Genomic DNA, 18,443 nt, shown 5'->3' with positions numbered 1-18,443 from the left:
CCGACGTGGAGGCAGGAAGGCATGCCTGAAATTGACCCGCTAGTGGAAGTCCGAAGGGCTGCGGAAATCTGCAACGCCTGCCGGTTTTGTGATAGCTATTGTGCGGTATTTCCGGCGATGGAACTACAGCGCGCATTTTCTGATGGCGATCTCCGTTACCTTGCTTATCTTTGTCACAATTGCCGTGGCTGCTACTACGCTTGTCAGGAGGCTCCGGAGCCAATCGATATCAATTTACCGCGGAGTTTCGCGGAGTTGAGAGACGAGAGCCACTCACGCTTCGTTTGGCCCGGCCTATTCGCACCTTTGTTTCGACGTAACGGCTTAGTCGTATCTGTTACCTGCTTAGTCAGCATCATGCTGGTGTTTTTAGTCACTTTATTGTCGCTCCCCCCAGGGGGAATTACACATGCCCGGAGTGGCCCAGGCGCCTTCTATCAGGTTATCCCCTGGGTGCTGATGGCCAGCATCGCTGGTGGGAGCCTTCTGTTCTCTGTTTTTGCGCTGGCTGTAAGTGGCGTCAAATTTTGGCGAGAATCGGGGAGGAAGGGTAAGGCCGCCAAACTGACTGTTATCCTGCACGCACTGCGCGATATCGCGACACTTCAAAACCTTGGGCGAGGTGATCAGGACTGTAGCGATCACGATAAAAGCTTCTCGATCCTGCGGCGACGATTCCATCATGCCATGGCCTATGGTTTCTTGCTCTGTTTTTTGGCGACCTCTACCGCGACCATTTATGCACATTTCTTCGACCAGCCGGCACCCTACCCACTATTCAGCCTACCAGTTTTGTTCGGCATGATTGGTGGCATCGGGCTCACTATCGGCACATCGGGTCTTATCTGGGTGAAAATAATCAGTGATCCTGCCCCTGCTGTGGCACGGCTGATGAGCACTGACCTTGCCTTGCTCGGGTTGCTCTGGCTAGCTGCGATGACCGGCCTCCTGTTGCTTGCTATGCGCTCGACAGCCGCTATGGGCGTCCTGCTTGCGCTCCATCTGGGCACTATCCTCGCACTATTCCTGCTGCTTCCCTACAGCAAATTTGTCCATGGCTTATACCGTAGTCTTGCCTTGCTACGCGCCGCCGCCGACCGCTCACAACTCGACCCAAACAATTGCTCTCCGTAGTTCAACGTTACCGTTACGTGGTTGGGGTTCTCGGCGTGATGAGTAAGACAGGGACCAGCCCCGGACGGAAATCGGACAGGCGGTAGCCAACCCGCGCATTAGAGCATGTCAACCGACGTCCATCAGACCCGGCCCCTGTTCTGCACAAATCCACGCGCTATCATCACCAACGCGCAGCGAGGTGCGAGAATTCTTGTCCAACGCTCTTGAAAGCGGCCATCAGAGAGCGGAGCGCGGCGGCCCCTCTTCACTGTGATTTCCGCGCTCACGCTGGTGCGGATGACATAGATACCGTCGAGGGTCGCCTCACGCGGGATGCAGGCCTCGTTGCGCCGGAAATCGAAGCGGCTGACGGTGATGGCAAGATCGAAATGCTTGGCCTGCGGTTGCCGCAGCGTCAGCCTGCTCTAGCATTGCTTTGATCCAGATCAAAGACGCTAGGCCGTCTTCGCCCATAGTACGCCAACCCGGAGCAGGCGGAAGTTACCCGTTTCCCGATCAGCCTCCGGGTATCCGTAACAGAAACGGGAGTGGCCCTGGTGGCTTCCGCACACGGAGTGTCATGCCACAGTTTCCGCACCAATTCCGGCGATACCGAGCACTACATCGTGATCGCAACTCCTGCGCAGCTCAGCTTGGCTCGGCAGATCGATGCGCTAGGGCAGCGCTATGCCGAGGTGCGGCAAACCTTGCGCCTGCCGCCGGACAGCGCGGTTTTCCGCCGGCTGTATGTGAGTGATGCCGTCAACCAGGCAGCATTGGTCCGCGACAGCAGCCTTTATCGCGAACCATTGGACCGTCCGGTTGCCGTCTCCATGGTGCAGCAACCGCCGCTGAGCGGAGCGAAAGTCACGATGCTAGCTTACCACGTGGACTCCGCCACGCCGCTATGCAAGGCCCGCGCGCCATCCGGTGACCTGCTGCTGTACAGGGGCGATCTGCGCCACCTGTGGAGCACACAGCTGTGCACATCCACCACAGAGGCGCCCAACTCCGCCGCCGAGCAGCCGCGCGATGTTTTCAAACGGCTGATCGGGGCGGTGCAGGTGCAGGGCGGTACGCTGGCAGATAACTGCGTTCGCACCTGGATCTACGTGAAGGACATGGACCTGTTCTACCAGGACATGGTCGCTGCCCGTACCGTGCTGGTTCAGCAGCACGGCCTCACCCGCGATACCCACTACCTGGCCAGTACCGGGATCGAAGACGCCTGTGGCCACCATTGTGACGTGGTGCTGATGGACACTTACTCCATCATCGGCCTCGCGACGGAACAGGTGTCCTATGAATGCCTATGACCGGCTGTGTCACACGCATGACTACAACGTGACGTTCGAACGCGGCAACTTCACACGCCAGCTTGCGCGCGCACTGGGCAATGTTGATGCGCTGCTGCGCGCCGGTGGCGCGTCCATCGAGGCACTGAGCCACTTCATCGTCTATCTGCGCGACTCCAGCGACTACAACGTCGTGGAAGCGTGCTTCGCCGAAAGTTTCTCAAATGTCCTGCGCCTGATTCTGCGCGGCCCGCTGTGCCGCCCTGAATGGCTGGTGGAAGTCGAGGGCGTGGCAAACGACGCTCCCGGTCTGCCTGTGTTCTGAACGACCCCCGCAAGGCTGTCTGCGCCCAGACGCTTCACACGAAAGGAAATCCCCGGATGACCGACACCAGCGCACCATTCAAGATGCTCGACGAAGCCGCGATCGCCGCCGCGGCGTTACGGCGTGATCCGTACGACTACTGCTTTGTCGAGAACGCCATGCCGCAGCGCCTGAAGGAAGAGGTTCTGGGCGATGCGCCCACCATTCCGGAGCGCGGCAGCTATGCCTTGCCTGACCTGCAACACGGTCCGCATTTCGGGGCCGTGGTGCAGGACCTGATGAGCGACCGCTTTCGCCACTTGGTGGAAGCAAAGTTCGACATCGACCTGAGCAAGCGGCCGGCGTGCATCGTGATGATGGGCAATACCAGCGGTCACTACAATGAGGGCTACGCACATCCCGATAGCCCGCACAAGATCATCACCGTGTTGGTCGGATTCACCCGCGCCTGGCCGTATGAGCGCGGCCGACTGCGCGTACTGCGTAGCAAAAACCGCAACGACTACGCCTTCGAGTTTGCCCCGGAATTCGGCCACATGCTGATGTTCCGCGTCTCCGACCATTCATGGCACGGGTTCCTGCCGCAGAAGGGCCAGCGCAAGAGCCTGCAGCTCTGTTACGTTGATTCTGAGTGGTACGTGCGCAAAGAATACGCACGCCACAGTCTGAGCGCGTACGCTAAGTCGGTGCCACTGCTGCGCAAGGCGATCGACTGGGCGCCGCGCCGCCTGCCGGGGGGCCGTTGATGCAATATCCTCCGGTTCCCGCAGTGGAAGACATCGCGCAGCACTTCATGCGTGCAGTGCGCCAGTCGGAACGTGGCGACTGGCCGTACCGGCACTGGAAGTTGCGGGACGTACTGCCCCTAGATGTCTGCACCGGCATCCTGACCCTGCCGATTGCCCCACCGATGCTCGGCCTCACCGACGGCACACGCAACACCTACAACGACTCGCGCTGCTTCATCACGCCGGCGCTGCGCCGCAAATACCCTGGCTGCGAGGCCTTGGCGCAGGCGCTGCAACGCCCCGACGTTGCGGCGCTGATGGCGGAGATCTGCGACATACAGGCCAACGGCAGCTATCTGCGCATGGAATACATCCAGGACCTGGACGGCGCCTGGCTGGAACCGCACCGGGATATCAAGGAGAAGCTGTTCTCCATGGTGATCTACCTGTTCCTTGGTCCCGACGCGGCGGAGTGGGGCACCGACATTTATGACGCGGACAAGCGCTGGGTCGGCCAGTCATCCGGGGAATTCAATTCTGGCACGATCTTCATTGCCGGCCCGGCGACCTGGCACGGCTTTGATCCGCGGCCCATCGTCGGCGTGCGGCGACTCATGGAGATCAACTATGTCAGCGCCGACTGGCGCGACCGACAGCAGTTGGCGATGCCGGAGGCAGCAATCCAAGTGTGGTAATCCGCTACAGTTGTGAATGGGTCTTGGTGCAGGAACATATTGTCCTTCTGCGCGGGTGACCTCGTGGCGAAGAGCGGCGCGTCGGCTGAGAGGTGCGTATTCCGATGAAGCCGGCCATGCCCTGCTGGATTGAGGCGCTCGCGCACTTTGTTGCGAGGTCGTCGTGCCTTCCAGTTCTCGACAAGGTGCTCGTAGCCGCGTTCCGCCCTGCCTCGGGCCGACATTTTGCGGCATGGCTTGGCATTGATGAGGCTGCCCCTCTTTTAGCTAGAATTCTTGCGGACCGGGAGGCCGGGAATTTTAACAGCATGCTTACATGTAAGCGTGTAAAATTGAAGCCACGCGGATAGAAGAAGGAGCTTAGCTTCTCAAAGTTTTAGCGCCGGGGCGGGAGGGCGGTGAACGCATACCGCTTCATCGGCCAGCCCTGCGCCCAGGCATGGAGTTGCAGCTGGCAGAAGCGCAGCCGGTCATTGAGGAGCAGGCTGGCGCGTGAGAGCGTCATCATGAGGAAGCCCGTGCCGAGCGCGAACGCGGCCAAGCGCAACCGCACCGCGAGGATCACTACGTCGAGCACAGCCACCAGCAGAAAGCGCAAGGCGCCCCGAAGCAAGCCGAGCAAAACCCGGCTGAGCTGGGAGGTGAAGCCGGCCGAGCGAGCCGACCGATCCGCGGAGGGGGTAAAATGCTCCTCCATCCCGCTACCCATGGGCGGCCGGTGCGACATTCGGCGTGGTCCATAGCCAGAGATGGCAAGCCGTGCGGCCGTCCTGATGCGCGACGTTCTTGCCGGAGCAGTCGGATTTCATGGTGTCGAGAATGGTGTTGTCGCGCATGAGCTTGTGCCATTGTGCCAAGCCCGCCGGGCCTTGTGAGGCGAGGACGGATTGCTCAACGGCTCCAGCGGCGTGAATCGTCCCGGCGGCCTGGCTGTATCCGGCCGCGTTGCCGTGCCAGTAGCCCAGGCCATAGCCGAGAGCGAGGATCACGATCGCCAGCGCCGCGCCCGAGGCGATCGTGCGCCACCATACCCACCGTGACATGGACTTGAGGCGCTGTTCTGCCTCTTTCGCGAAGGAGGCCACGAACTGGCGCGAGAGATCCGCATGCGCCGCTTCGGCCTGCACCTTTGCGGCCTGAAAGGCTTGATCGATGGTTTGCGCCAAGCCATCCCGCGCCTGACGCACAGCGCTGAAATCCTGATCGATGTTCTGTCGATGTTCCGCCATAGCGCGCCGCTGATCTGCGGCAATGGTAGCGGTCGAGTCTAAAAACACCCGGAGCGCGTGGAGCGTGTGCGCGGTGGGGTCATTGTCGAGCCGGGCCAACTGCTCGGCCCGATCCAGCTCCGCTTGCGCGGCGCGGATCGCGGCTTCTGCTCCACCCTGATCGACGGCCTCGCTCACGGCATCCACGATTTGACGCCGGCGAATTGCTCATCCATCGCCTTGAGCCAGTGGCCCACCCGCGAGCGGTTGAACACCCCAAGCGGCGGTTCTGTATGACCGTCCCGTGCGGCGACGAAACTCGCGGTGTGCCTTTCAACTGCCTCGGCCGCGTGCAGGCGCGGCATCCAAAGGGGGACCGCTCCGGCGGCAGTTTCGTCCCGATAGACGTTGGATGAGATCACGCGGCTGAATGCCTGATCGCGCGATTGCCCGGCCGGCGCCACGCCTTCATTGAGCACGAAGGCGCGTGCGCGGGGCTTAAAGCTCAAAGCGCCGAGCGTGGCGGCCGGGGTTAAATCCTCGGGATGCGGGCCTGCGAGGTAGAACATCACCACCGCCATGCCCGCCTCCTCGATCATTGCATCGAAGCCGGGCATTTCTGCGGCGAGGGTGCGCAGGATCGTATCGCCGCCGCCCAGATCGATGATGGCGGTGTGTTTGCCGACAATGGCAAATTCCATGAAGTCTTGCAGCCAGTCGCGGACAGCTTCCTGGTTGAATGTATCGGGCCGGGCTGCCCCCTTGAAGTAGGTCGAGAACGTCGCGTTGGTGGGGTCGATATCGGCCATCAGGATGTTGCGGCCGGCATGCTGTGCCATTTCGACGGCCCAGCGCAGGAAGGTGGTTTTGCCGGTTTTGCCCCGGCCTGCGGCGAGTATGATCTTAGGTCGATCGGCAAGATCGATGCCTTGCGCGACGGGTTCGGAGCGGGTTTGCTCGCTGGTGAGCAGCGGCTTGATTTCCACCGGCTTGAGTGCGGCGGCCGCGCTGCCGGGGCGGAATACGGGGGTTGCGTGTTTTTGTGTGCCGGTGGGCTTCTTTTCTGATGAGGGGGTCTCAGTCATCAAATTCTCCTATCGGGATTTGTCGCCTTTCCATTTTGGATCGTCAGGATCGGCCGGGGCAGTTGGATCGCCGAGGGTACGGCGTTCCGCTGCGGACACGCCCCGCCCCTCATTGCGTAATCTTACAAACTCGAATTTCGGTTTCGGCGGAGGTTCTGGGGCCGCCAGCGCGGCCGGATGGTCTGGGGCGGGCTGTTCCGCTGCGGAGGTGCCCCGCCCCTCGTTTCTCATCCATGACCGTTGAAACTTAGGTGTCGGCTGGGCCGCCTGGTCAGCCGGTGCAGTTGCATCGCCGAGGGCCTGGCGTTCCGCTGCGGAACCACCCCGACCCTCGTTTCTCAAAGTGAAGGGTTTGAATTTCGGTTCGGGTGCCGGTTGATCGGCCGGAGGCACAGCGGTTTGGCGTTGACCGTCCCGCTGCTTGGCGACCATGCGCCGCGCTCTTATCCAGCAACGCCGCATCGTTTCCCCGCTTGGTATTCCCCCGCGTGCGGTGCGCAAGCCATGTTCAGCTAGATACGCCGCCACCTTCTCCCAACGGATGCCGGCGACCGCCACGGCCGCCGCGAACTCATCGTGATTTGCGACCATCCATTGAACGATCGGGGAGCGTGCGCCGTGCTCGACCATGTGCCGGCGAAGATCATCGAGATCAATTTCAGGCGGTGGTGTGTTGGCCATTGCACGCGATGATAGCGGCGGCCTGCATCGGCCGTCAATCACTCGGCAGTTAATCGGCATAAGGTCGGTATATTAACCGGGATAAATCCGGGCACTGTTCGCATCAAAGTCGGCGCAGTATCGGTCCTCACTCGGGACAATTCCCGTTCTAGACTTGGCCCACTATGCGGGCGGAAAGTTCAGGATAGAAGTTACAGACCATTGCACCTATGGAGCTTGCGGCACAAGTGACAATGGCGCTACGGTGATCACAGGAGTTCCGCCCGATGCCAGAGCCCGAAGCCGCCCCGTCGCCCCGGAAAGATGACCGCCTCGATGCCGTCATCCAGGCGATGCGGCTGATGATCGAAACGCAGAATACGCACAGCCAAATGCTGGCGCGGTTGATCGAGCTGGCGACCCCTTCGGAAGAGAGCCCGCTTGAGGAAGCCCTGGCAGGGATCGCCGGTGCGCTGCGCGATCAGACCACCGCGCTTCTGCAAATCGGCACAACGCTGGACGGGTTGGGGGCAGAGGTTGAGGCCGGGGTGATGCGTGGCCTGGCCACGGCGCTCGAGCCGGACGACGACGGATCGCAGTCAGAGGCAGGCGGAGAGACGTGCTGACGTTCCGCGCCGGTGCGGCCTCCACTTCATCCGGTGCCGCCGGAAAGATGGCGGATCACCTGATGACCATGACACTGCCGGGGTTCGAGCAGGATATGGCGGCGTATTATCAGCGCGGCATGACCGTCGAGGGCGGGCTTTGGCAGCCAGGCACGGCAGCGGCGGAAGATAACGCGGCGGCCACCGCGACGGACGCGGCCCGCCCAGGCACCATTCCCGAGCCCCGCCGGGATATGCACCCCACCGTTGCCGCCGCGCTGGGGATCGACACGTCGCGCCCGCTGACCCGTGACGAGATTGCCGAGCTGCTGGCGGGCAATCGAGCGGATGGCGAGAAGATCGCGGGCAAACAGTATCAGCGCGCGGTGACGCCGCTTGCCGAAGTGTTTGGGCTTGATCCGATGCGGTTGCCGACCCGCGCGGAACTGGAAAACCTCCTTGCCGGCAAACGGGCTGACGGATTTGATCTGCCGGCCGCGCCAGTCGAGGCGGCCCCCGCGATCACTCCGCAGACCGCAGCGCCAGAGGCTGTTGAGGCGCACGAGGCGGAGGATCGCGATGCGGCCCTTGCCGCCGAAGCGGCGGCGCTTGGCGAGCTGGGAAGTGCGGCCGATGGCCCGCCGCCCTGGCCGGAAGATTTTGTGCCGCCCCCGATGGAGGAGGTGGCCGGGTATGATCGGGATGCGGCGCTGGCGGCCGACTGGCAGGCGGATATTGCGCGGGGCGGTGAACCGGCGGTGCCGCCGCGTGGCCCGGCGGCCGAGGATCGGCCAGCGGAACCCCGGGCGATCGACGTTGCGGCGGCGCTTGATGCCGCCGGTGTGCCCTACCGGACCAGCGGCGGCCGGTTGCGCCTGCAAGCGACCTGGCGCGGAGTAGAAAGCTGGACGGTTTCGGTCAACGCCACAACGGGTCAATGGACCGACTTTGCCGCCAGCGAAGGCGGGCGGTTCGAGAGCCTGGTGCGCCGGCTGGGCGTCAAAGCCGAGGCGGTCGAGCTGGATCCCGAGGCGGCCAAGGCGGCGCGTACTGCCGAGATACGGCGCAACGTCTTTCGCAAGAGCATTGCCGGGAAGCTCTGGGATGAGGCGATTCCGGGCACTGGCGAGCTGCACGCTCCGAGCTTGCACGGGTCTGCGGGGCAGAAGTTGCAGCAGCGGACAGCGCATGCGGCGCGCGTGGACGAGGCCGCGGCCCTGCGGGCGTCAGCCCGGGCCTATCTCAGCGGGCGCGGCCTCGATGATGATTGGCTGATGAGCCATGTGCGGCTGGTCCGGCCGCATCCGAACTATGATGCGGCGGAAGTGGCGGCCGGTGCGGCGGTGGTGATGCTGACGCCGATGTTCGGCCAGGATGAGGATGGCCGGGTGCGGCTGACCGGCGTGCAGCGCACCTATCTGACCGAAGGCGGAGCAAAAATCGGCCGCCGGATGCTGGGGGCCTCGGGCGCCTGGCTGCTGCATCCGCCGGCTGGCGCAGCGGTGCCGATCGGTGGCCATGACCAGGCCCGGGTTGCCGGTGAAGGGTTCGAGACCGTCGCGAGTGTCGTGCAGGCAACGCGGCAGGCTGGTGTTGTTGGCTACAATGCGGGCGGCCTGGTGGCCTGGGCCGGGCAATTCAGCGGCTCGACGCCGGTTGTCCTGCTGGCCGATCGCGACAATGCCCGCCTCCACAATGGCCGTGATGTTGGCGAGGCCGGGCAGAAGGCGGCCGCCAAGGCCGCGGCCTTGATCGAGGCCAATGGCGGCGAGGCGGTCTATCTTGAACCGCCGGCTGATGTCGCGGGCGGGGCAAAGGGCGCCGATTGGGCCGATGCCTTGCGCGAAAGTGGCGCCGCCGGCTTGCGGCGGGCGCTGGCGACGGCCGAAGCGTCGAGCGCTGCCGACCGGGCGCGGATCGAGGCGAAGTTGTCATCCGCCTCTCCCGGCGCCGCGCCGGATGGCCCGTCCGCCCAGGAGACCGAACAAGGCCAGCCCGCGCCTCATCCCGAGCTTGTGCGGCTCTACAAGGCGCTGGAGGCCAAAGACGGGCGCGGCCTTTCCGAGACCGAGCGGGCCAACATCCTTGAGGGCAAGCGAGCGGATGGCACGGCGCTGGATGCGGCCGATTGGCGAAACGCGGTCAACCGCTCGAAAACCCCGATCGGCTACGTTGATTTTACCTTCTCGGCCGACAAGTCGGTGTCGCTGGCCTGGGCCTTCGCGCCGACCGAGGCGGAGCGCAACCAGCTGGCCCAGGCGCACAAGGATGCGGTGGCCGCGACCATGGCGGAGATCGAGCAGGTCATTGGCCAGGCCCGGAAGGGCAAAGGCGGCAAGGAAGGCACCGAGCAGGGCCGCATCGGGTGGATTACCTTTGACCACTACACGGCCCGGCCCACAATCGAAATCGCCCGGCAGACAGCGGATGGCCGCACGGAAACCGAGATCGTCTCCGTGAAGGTGGCCGGGGATCCGCAGCTTCATACCCATGTCGCGGTGCCGAATGTCATCGTCACCGAGAGCGGCCGGGTTGTGTCCCTGAATACGTTGCAGATGCACGGTCGCATCCATGAATGGGGGGCGATCTACCAGGCGCATCTTGCCCAGAATCTCCGGCGAGCCGGCGCGAGTATAGAGCTGGACCGAACCACCGGCGCGGCGCGGCTCAGCGCCGTGCCGGAGGAGATCCGGGCGGCGTTCAGTAAGCGGACCCGCGATGCCCTCTCCGACGCGAAAGCCTATGCTGCCTCGCTGGGGGCGGATTGGGACCGCATGACCGGCGATGAACGAATCAAGCTGCTGAAAGGCGGCGCCTTTGCGAGCCGCAGTGCCAAGGCCGATGATCTGAGCGATTTTGCGAGCTGGCGGCGCCAGGCGGAGGCACGCGGCTACCAGCACAAAAGCGTTCTGCAGAACGCGGCGCCAGCGGAGAAGATGACCGAAGCGGCCCGGCTGGATCGGGCCTATGAGGCGGCTTCGCGGGTGCTGGGCGAGCAGTTTGCCCGGCGGGCGGTCATCAAGGCCGAGGATGAGCGCGTTGCCGCAGCGCGTGGCCTGGTGGCGGCCGGCATCAAGGATGGCGGCGATGTTGATCAGGTGATCGCGCGGTTGCGGGCGCGCGGGGTTGTCGAAACCGGTGGTGCTGGCGGCAACGGTGAGTCCGCACGCACGCAGATCATCGCGGTCGAGACCGAGAGGGATGACCCGGAAAACCCGGATGTGACGATCACCACAACCAGGCTGACGACGCGCGCCCATGTCGAGCAGGAGAGCGCGCTGGTCGAGCTGGCGGGACAAGCTGGCCGCGATCGGCGCGGCACACTCAACCCGGTACAAATCAAGCGCGGGATCGAGGCGAGCGGGCTGAGTTTCACCGGCGCGCATGGCGCGGCACAGCGCCGGATGATCGATCATCTCGGCATGGGCGGCCGGTTCTCGGTGGGGATCGGGGCGGCCGGAGCTGGCAAGACCACGCTGTTGAAGCCGCTGGTGACGGCATGGCGCGAGCAGGGTGCGGACATTCACGGCATCAGCCTCGGCTGGCGCCAGGCGCGCGAGCTGCGCGAGGCCGGGCTGAATACCGACACCGACACCGAGGCCGGCGGGCGTGACACGATCGCGGCAGTCTCGGTGTTCATCAACCGGGTGGAGAGCGGCCGGCTGGACTTGTCCAGCCGCAGTGTCGTGGTGATCGATGAGCTGGGCACGATCGGCACGCGCCAGATGCTCGATCTGTTGCGGCTCCAGGAGCGGCACGGGTTCCGTATGGTGGCGATCGGTGATCCGAAGCAATGCCAGTCGATCGAGGCGGGCCAGGTGATCGGCCTTCTCGAAAAAGGGCTGGGCAAGGTGCCGTCGATTGAAAGCAGCGTGCGGCAGACCAACGAACGGGCGCGCGAAATCGCGGGCTTGCTGCGAAAAGGTGGCGCCGAAGCTGTTGGCAAGGCGCTGGACATGAAGCGGCAGGATGGCACGGCCGAGATCATCGCCGGCGGGCATGGCGAGGTGATCGCGCGAGCTGCCGCGCTCTGGGATGAGCGCCGGAAAGCGAATGTAGATCGGCCGCGCTTTACGATTTCGATCAGCACACCGACCAATCAGGACGCACGCGCGATCGGCGAGGCAATCCGGCAACGGCTGCTTGCCTCTGGCGAGCTGGGGCAGAGCCGCATGACGCTGGCGGCGATCGACAAGAACACCGGTGAGCACTACGCGCTGCCGATCGCGACGGGCGAAAAAATCCGGCTCTTCGCCCGCACCAATGCTGCGATGTTGGACGGCGGCAAGGGCGCGATCGGCGATAATGGCTCGATCCTCGAAATCACCAGCATCCGCGACGAAGGCCTGGTGCTGCGGAACGACCATGGCCGCGAGGGCTTTGTGAAGTGGGACACGCTGGCCGACAAGGAAACCGGCCGGATGCGGCTGGCCTACGGCTATGCCATGACCACCAACACCGCCCAGGGCATCACCACGACCGAGCATATCTTTGTGACACCTGGCGGCTCGCAGACCACGGACGGTTTCAAGACCTATGTCTCCGGGTCACGGCACCGGGAACGGGATTACTGGCTGACCTCGGAGGGGGCTGAGCGGCAGGAGATCGCGGGCCGCCGGCCGCTGGGCGATCCGCGCCCGATCCGCGAGCACGACATCTGGACGAATTGGACGCGGAATATCGCGCGTCAGCCTGAAAAGACCAATGCGCTCGATCTGGTGAAGATCGGCGAGGAGGCCCGCCGCAATGCGGCCCGCGCCTTCCTCAAAGGGCTGGCGGCCGACGAGAAGCGCGAGGCCGCAGGCTTGCCCTCTGACCTGTCCCAGCGTTTTGCGCGCACCCAAGCCCGGGCCGGCACGCAAAGCCGCTTGACCGAAACCATGGCGCGCGCTGTCGAGGATAAGGGCCAGGCGCTGGCCCGCATCGAGCGGGCGGCTCCGGCCGTGCGGGCAGCCGTGGCGGCGGGGTGGGAGCGGGCGCGGCCATTGATCGAGGCCGCGCATCGGAGTGCCCGGGCGCGGCTACAGAAAGCGCTGGAGGGGCATCGCCGCCAGGCGCAGCGCCAAGCCGAGGAACGTCCGGTTGAACAGGAAAGCCGCAAGCGTGGCCGCGGGCGGTAGGGTTTTGGATCCAATTCCTTGAGGAACTGCTGTCGTCCCTGCTGCTTTCTGGCACGGCCAATTCCATAACCGGTGCCAGGAATTCCACCCCGTTGCTCCGGGTCATTACAGGCAACAATGCTGCACTGCACAAAATATATAAGACGACTGCGTCCTGCCGCGCTATATCGGTCCTGTGCGAGGCACTGCCTCGCCTTTTTGGACGTTTCCTCCCTAAACTTGGCGGCCTCAATGGCCGCCATTTTTTTGCCCCTCCCCTTGGAGCCGCGCCGCGTAAGCAGACGCGCCTGCGACTGACTTGACCGGCGCCGGAAGACAGCGTCGCATGGGGTGATGGGGAACCATTTTATTGCCACTGCCCCTGCTCAGACACCCGATCGCGAGGTCCTCGCTGGCCTGGTTGAGCGGGTGACGTTCCACAATGTCGAGAACGGCTTTTGCGTGTTGCGGGTGAAAGCCCGGGGGCACCGTGATCTCGTTACAGTCATCGGGCATGCCGCGACGATCAGCGCTGGCGAGTGGCTGACGGCGAGCGGCGAGTGGGTGAACGACCGGGTTCATGGCCAGCAATTCCGGGCGCGGTTCCTGCGGACATCGGCGCCGACCACGGCCGAGGGGATCGAGCGCTATCTGGCCTCGGGCATGATCCGCGGCATCGGGCCGGTGTATGCGAAGAAACTGATCCGAGCCTTCGGCGAGACGGTGTTCGACGTGATCGAGGCAAAGCCCGAGCGCCTGCGCGAGGTGCCGGGTATCGGCGCGGTGCGGGCCGGGCGGATCGTCAATGCCTGGGCCGAGCAGAAGGTGGTGCGGGAGATCATGGTGTTCCTGCACAGCCATGGGGTGAGCACGGCCCGCGCCGTGCGGATCTTCAAGACCTACGGCGCCGACGCGGTGCAGGTGATGAGCGAGAACCCGTATCGTCTGGCGCGGGACATCAGGGGGATCGGTTTCCGGACAGCGGATGCGATCGCGGAGAAGCTTGGCATCGCCAGGGACGCGATGATCCGTGTGCGTGCTGGCATCGGTCATGCGCTGGCGACGGCAATGGATGATGGCCATTGTGGCCTACCGGCCGGCGAACTGGTCTCGCTCGCCGAAACGTTGCTCGAGGTGCCGGCGCCGCTGATCGGGACGGCACTCGACCTCGAACTGGCAGAGGGCACGGTGATCGCCGATCAGGTGGCGGGGACTGACTGTGTGTTCCTGGCCGGCTTGTATCGGGCGGAGCAGGGTATCGCCGAACGGCTGCGGATTGTTGCCTCTGGTGCAACGCCCTGGCCATCGATCGATGCGGACAAGGCGATCGGCTGGGTGGAAAGCCATCTCGGCATGAATCTGGCGACGAGCCAGAGTGAGGCGGTGCGGCTGGCGCTGACCGCGAAGCTGTTGGTGATCACCGGCGGACCGGGTGTCGGCAAGACCACGATCGTCCGGGCGATCCTGCGGATCCTCGCTGCGAAATCCGTCCGCATTCTGCTCGCCGCGCCGACCGGCCGGGCAGCCAAGCGCCTTGCCGAGACGACGGGGGGCGAGGCGAAGACGATCCACCGCCTGCTCGAGGTAGATCCTGCGAGCGGTAGTTTCCGCCGCGGCGTCGACCATCCTCTGGAATGCGACCTTCTGGTGATCGACGAGACCTCGATGGTGGACGTGCCGTTGATGCATGCGCTGACCAGGGCGATCCCCGACGAGGCAGCGCTGCTGGTGGTGGGAGATGTCGACCAGCTTCCCTCGGTGGGACCGGGGCAGGTGCTCGCCGATCTGATCGGGTCTGGCGCGGTACCGGTGGTGCGGCTGACGGAGATCTTCCGCCAGGCATCGGCGAGCCGGATCATCACCGTGGCGCATAGCGTCAATCGCGGGGAGATCCCCGATCTCGGCCGCGCCGATCCCGAGAGCGATTTCCATTTCGTGGCGGCCGACGAGCCGGAGACGGCGGTCGAGCGCATCGTGGAGCTGGTGAAGACGCGGATTCCGCACCGGTTTGGACTGGATCCGATCCGCGACATCCAGGTGCTCTGTCCGATGGCCCGGGGTGGGGTCGGCGCGCGGTCACTCAACATCACCCTGCAGGCGGCGCTGAACGGCGCGGCGGAACCGCGGGTCGAGCGATTCGGCTGGACCTATGCTCCCGGCGACAAGGTCATGCAGATCGAGAACGACTACGACCGGGAGGTCTACAACGGCGATATCGGCTTTATTGCCCGGGTCGATGCGGAGGCCGGGGAGGTTGGCGTCGGCTTCGATGGACGGGAGGTGGTCTACGGTCTCGGCGAGCTGGACGGGCTTGTGCCGGCCTATGCGGCGACGATCCACAAGTCCCAGGGCTCGGAATACCCTGCCGTCGTCATTCCGGTGCTGACCCAGCACTACGTGATGCTGCAGCGGAACCTGCTCTACACCGGCATCACGCGCGGCCGGCGGCTAGTCGTTCTGGTCGGCAGTCGGCGTGCTGTCGCCATCGCCGTGCGGAATGTCTCGGGGCGGCGCCGATGGTCGAAGCTCAGAGAGTGGCTGTCAGGATGAGGGGGCAGAAATGACGGTATCGCATTGTTTGATTGTCGCTGCTGCAGGGATATTCATAAGGCGCAGAAATACACGGCCGAATTGGACTGTGAGTTGCCGGCGACTTGCCGTGAAGTTCCATAATGCAGGTTCTGGTGCGGGCCACATTTCACGCCTGTAACCGCAGAAGAGGACACAAAAAACAGGCGGTGCTGCCACCGCCTGTCGAAAAGCATCGTTGCGGCTGATTACGCCGTGCGCGAGCGGCGACGGCGCAAGATCAGACCAAGTCCGACCAAGCCAGTACCGAGCAGCAACAGTGAGCCCGGTTCCGGAACCTTGACGTTCGAGAACGTCAGCTGTGCCGGGGCACCGTTTGCCTCGAGATACCAGAGATTATAGGTGCCTGGACCAACGCTGATGCTGTCAGGAACAGCGCTAGTGGGGTGGGCATAGTTAAAGAGGGCATTACCTGTGTTGGTTGCATTCCACAGGCTGAAACCATCATCATGCGTGACGGTGGCACTCAGCGTGTGGTTGAGGGTGAAAGTCAGGTCGAACAGCGTGGCCGAACCAAATCCCCCAGTGCTCAGTACCGTTGTGCCAGAATTGCCATTGTAATATTTGACGTTACTGAATCCGGTCAGATTATTGGTAAAGTCGTTGAGTGTATTTGTATTTTGGGAGTTGTCTTGCCAGTTCGGCAAACCCAGGAAATTCCCGGTAAAGAATGCGTTGGTGGCAGAGATTATCGGGTTGCTTGGCAGGGCCTGCTGATTAGAGCTGGCGCTACCGGAATTCGGCGTTTGCGCAGTCCATGCCTGAACCGAGAAATCGAGCGAGGGGGTCGCGTGGGCAACGCCTGAGCCCATCATCAATCCCCCTACGGCGCAGGCCGCGATCGTGGCAAATTTGAGAGACATGACAAATACATCCTTGTGTAATGGGGGGTTAGACAGTTTTTTCCCAGCAAGTTTCGGGCCATATCAATTTACCAAATAATTCCAATGACTTATTTTTCATTAAAAGAACCAGCACTCAGATGTGTAAAATTTTCTGACAGAATTTTATTTCAATCGGCCGCCAAGGTCTTTCAGATTGATATCTATGATCAGCGCGTCACGCGACCTCGGAGGCCACGCATGGTCTGATGCAGCGAACGGGATCTTGGGCCAGCCAAGCCTTTCCGATCAGTCTCAATGACCTTTTGCTCGCCGGCCTTGGCCCTTCCTGTACTTTCTGCCGCTTTGAATGCGGTCAGTTCAAACCTTGCCTATCCGGTTGACTCCCATACCTACTAGATCTAGTGTTGGGCATGGATGTCCTGGCCCGTGAAGACCTGCCGTTCCCGCAGTCTCTGCCGGAATTCCAGCGTATTTTCCCGAACGACGCGGCCTGTGCCGCCTATCTCGAAAGCGCCCGCTGGAATGGAGGGTTCGCCTGCCCAAGGTGCGGCGTCGTTGGCGAGCCGTTCCGTTTCGAGGCGCGCCCGGGCGTTCTGCGCTGCCGGGCCTGTCGCAAAGACGTAAGCCTGATGGCTGGGACCGTTATGGAACGCAGTCACACGCCGCTGTCGACTTGGTTCTGGGCGGCTTACTTGATCGCCAGCCAGACGCCCGGAATGTCGGCCGTCCAATTTCAGCGGCAACTCGGCCTGTCGCGCTACGAGACCGCCTTCGGCATCCTTCATAAGCTGCGCGCCGGGATGGTGCGCCCCGAGCGCGACAAGATTGGCGACACGCCGCAAGAACACGTCGAAGTGGATGAAACGTGGGTTGGAGGACGAACCCGAGGCGATGGACGGGGTGTCCATCACAAGGTTCTCGTCGCCTGTGCCGTGGAGGTGCGCCACCGGAAACCGGGAACCAAGCTCGACAATCGGAAAGACGGTCGCTACGCGGGACGCGTTCGTCTCGCTGTTGTCCCCGACCGTAGCGCCAATTCGCTCTGCGGATTCGTCGAAAACGCCGTTGCTCCCGGATCGCTGATCGTTACCGACGACTGGAGCGGCTATGCCGGTCTCGGAAGGCGCGGGTTCGACCACCATGCAATCGCCGAATGCGGCGACCCGGAGGTGGCAGAAGAATTCCTGCCGATCGTCCACTTGGTCTTTACCAACCTGAAGACCTGGATCAACGGCATCCATCACGGGGTCAGCGCCAAACATCTACAAGCCTACCTCAATGAATTCACGTTTCGGTTCAACCGGCGCCTCTATCCCTTCAACGCGTTCCGCTCGCTGCTCGGAATCGCGGGTAGGGCAGCCGCACCAACCTTTGACGAGCTTTATTCCGGGGAATGGACACACCCTACATTTAGTGGGTGTGGGTAACAACCGGATAGGCAAGGAACGTTCTTCATGTTGAAGTTTCGCCATATTGCCAGCGCCATCGTCGTACTGGGGCTTACAACGGCCGGAGCGCACGCCAGCCTGATCGCCGATGGCATAACCTATACGCTGTCCGAATCAGCAACAGCCAATCCCTTAACGGATCAGTTCACCCTTAATATAGCGGGCATAAATGGCCCTTCCGATGCAGAGGGTGGGCGGTATGGTGTACAGTCTTTTGCTCTTAATCCCCCATCAAATTTCGCAAGTGCTGCAGCCCCATCGGGATTCACAGAATTATCGGGAGGATTGAACGCAAACGGCTGTAATGGAAAGGGAAACTTTTACTGCTTTGCGGCCGAAACAACACCACAAGGTCCGGCATTGCCAGCAGACAGCAGCATTAATTATACATTCTATGTTACATTATCATCTGGTTTATTTTCAGGGTACAGCCCAGATTTCAAGATTAACTGGGTTGGAACAAAAAATAACTATGATCTTGTATCAAAACCCCTGACACCGACACCAACACCAGTGCCAGAACCCGGCTCCCTTCTTCTACTTGGCACTGGCCTTATCGGCCTTGGTTTGGTCGGGCGGTTCAAACTCTCTAAACGATTCCTCTGATAGAGGTATGACTGCTACGGCTTAAGGGGAGGATTTCCAAAAATCAAGAATTTCGCACCACATCCTCCCCATAGGCCATAAGCGGGGGATTCAGATGCAGAAGTCCGGTGCGTAACTGTATGAGGATTTCGGGATTTTT

Annotated in this window: 15 protein-coding genes; 10 read left to right on the top strand and 5 right to left on the bottom strand. The window is 62.7% G+C overall.

Annotated elements, in window-relative coordinates; all coding sequences use genetic code 11:
• Nucleotides 1-21 precede the first annotated feature (21 nt).
• The 5 genes from tcuB (at nt 22) to ACRY_RS02035 (ending at nt 4,159) form a co-directional block, all read left to right on the top strand.
• Nucleotides 22-1,134: a tricarballylate utilization 4Fe-4S protein TcuB gene (tcuB, locus tag ACRY_RS02050; protein ID WP_011930815.1), complete on the top strand. Its 1,113-nt coding sequence runs from the start codon at nt 22-24 to the stop codon at nt 1,132-1,134.
• A gap of 539 nt (nt 1,135-1,673) precedes the next feature.
• On the top strand, nt 1,674-2,432 hold the full coding sequence (locus ACRY_RS02045) for a hypothetical protein (RefSeq protein ID WP_081432847.1): 759 nt from the start codon (nt 1,674-1,676) through the stop codon (nt 2,430-2,432).
• Nucleotides 2,419-2,736 carry a Rid family hydrolase gene (locus ACRY_RS18090; protein WP_050751080.1) on the top strand — a complete coding sequence of 106 codons (318 nt, stop codon included), beginning with the start codon at nt 2,419-2,421 and terminating at the stop codon, nt 2,734-2,736. The genes ACRY_RS02045 and ACRY_RS18090 overlap by 14 nt, the downstream gene beginning before the upstream one ends.
• Before the next feature lie 56 nt (nt 2,737-2,792).
• Entirely contained in the window at nt 2,793-3,482 is a 690-nt protein-coding gene (locus ACRY_RS02040; RefSeq protein ID WP_011930814.1) for a 2OG-Fe(II) oxygenase, read from the top strand.
• A gap of 23 nt (nt 3,483-3,505) precedes the next feature.
• Nucleotides 3,506-4,159 (top strand): hypothetical protein, encoded by a 654-nt coding sequence (locus tag ACRY_RS02035; RefSeq protein WP_225487699.1) that lies wholly within the window; start codon nt 3,506-3,508, stop codon nt 4,157-4,159.
• A gap of 376 nt (nt 4,160-4,535) precedes the next feature.
• Here the strand turns inward: ACRY_RS02035 and ACRY_RS02030 are convergent, their stop codons facing one another.
• From ACRY_RS02030 to ACRY_RS02020, 3 genes are read right to left on the bottom strand one after another with little or no spacing between them, the layout of a single operon-like run.
• Nucleotides 4,536-4,856 carry a hypothetical protein gene (locus ACRY_RS02030; protein ID WP_011930812.1) on the bottom strand — a complete coding sequence of 107 codons (321 nt, stop codon included), beginning with the start codon at nt 4,854-4,856 and terminating at the stop codon, nt 4,536-4,538.
• A gap of 4 nt (nt 4,857-4,860) precedes the next feature.
• Nucleotides 4,861-5,565 carry a hypothetical protein gene (locus tag ACRY_RS02025; RefSeq protein ID WP_231295224.1) on the bottom strand — a complete coding sequence of 235 codons (705 nt, stop codon included), beginning with the start codon at nt 5,563-5,565 and terminating at the stop codon, nt 4,861-4,863.
• Nucleotides 5,562-6,452: a hypothetical protein gene (locus ACRY_RS02020; RefSeq protein WP_011930810.1), complete on the bottom strand. Its 891-nt coding sequence runs from the start codon at nt 6,450-6,452 to the stop codon at nt 5,562-5,564. The genes ACRY_RS02025 and ACRY_RS02020 overlap by 4 nt, the downstream gene beginning before the upstream one ends.
• Before the next feature lie 947 nt (nt 6,453-7,399).
• Between ACRY_RS02020 and ACRY_RS02015 the strand changes: the two genes are divergently transcribed.
• Nucleotides 7,400-7,738: a hypothetical protein gene (locus ACRY_RS02015; protein WP_011930808.1), complete on the top strand. Its 339-nt coding sequence runs from the start codon at nt 7,400-7,402 to the stop codon at nt 7,736-7,738.
• 26 nt (nt 7,739-7,764) lie between these two features.
• Here ACRY_RS02015 and ACRY_RS20070 read toward each other — a convergent pair whose 3' ends face one another.
• Nucleotides 7,765-8,853, bottom strand: coding sequence for a hypothetical protein (locus tag ACRY_RS20070; RefSeq protein WP_231295223.1), 1,089 nt, complete (start codon nt 8,851-8,853; stop codon nt 7,765-7,767).
• A gap of 252 nt (nt 8,854-9,105) precedes the next feature.
• On the opposite strand from ACRY_RS20070, the gene mobF reads away from it, so the two are divergent.
• A complete protein-coding gene (gene mobF / locus ACRY_RS02010; RefSeq protein WP_231295222.1) occupies nt 9,106-12,837 on the top strand; it encodes a MobF family relaxase in 3,732 nt (1,243 codons plus the stop codon).
• Nucleotides 12,838-13,170: 333 nt separating this feature from the next.
• Entirely contained in the window at nt 13,171-15,366 is a 2,196-nt protein-coding gene (locus ACRY_RS02005; protein ID WP_011930806.1) for an ATP-dependent RecD-like DNA helicase, read from the top strand.
• A gap of 227 nt (nt 15,367-15,593) precedes the next feature.
• On the opposite strand, the gene ACRY_RS18710 is transcribed toward ACRY_RS02005, so the two are convergent.
• Entirely contained in the window at nt 15,594-16,268 is a 675-nt protein-coding gene (locus tag ACRY_RS18710; RefSeq protein ID WP_013634986.1) for a PEP-CTERM sorting domain-containing protein, read from the bottom strand.
• A gap of 392 nt (nt 16,269-16,660) precedes the next feature.
• Between ACRY_RS18710 and ACRY_RS02000 the strand changes: the two genes are divergently transcribed.
• Together ACRY_RS02000 and ACRY_RS18705 are read left to right on the top strand one after the other, a co-directional pair.
• Nucleotides 16,661-17,677: an IS1595-like element ISAcr1 family transposase gene (locus ACRY_RS02000; RefSeq protein ID WP_007421341.1), complete on the top strand. Its 1,017-nt coding sequence runs from the start codon at nt 16,661-16,663 to the stop codon at nt 17,675-17,677.
• A 27-nt stretch (nt 17,678-17,704) separates the two neighbouring features.
• Nucleotides 17,705-18,304, top strand: a complete 600-nt coding sequence (locus ACRY_RS18705) for a PEP-CTERM sorting domain-containing protein (RefSeq protein WP_013634985.1) — start codon at nt 17,705-17,707, stop codon at nt 18,302-18,304.
• Nucleotides 18,305-18,443 lie beyond the last annotated feature (139 nt).

The sequence above is a fragment of the Acidiphilium cryptum JF-5 genome (assembly GCF_000016725.1).
GTDB classification, from domain to species: domain Bacteria; phylum Pseudomonadota; class Alphaproteobacteria; order Acetobacterales; family Acetobacteraceae; genus Acidiphilium; species Acidiphilium multivorum.
This window is presented reverse-complemented; position numbering and strand designations above follow the sequence as displayed.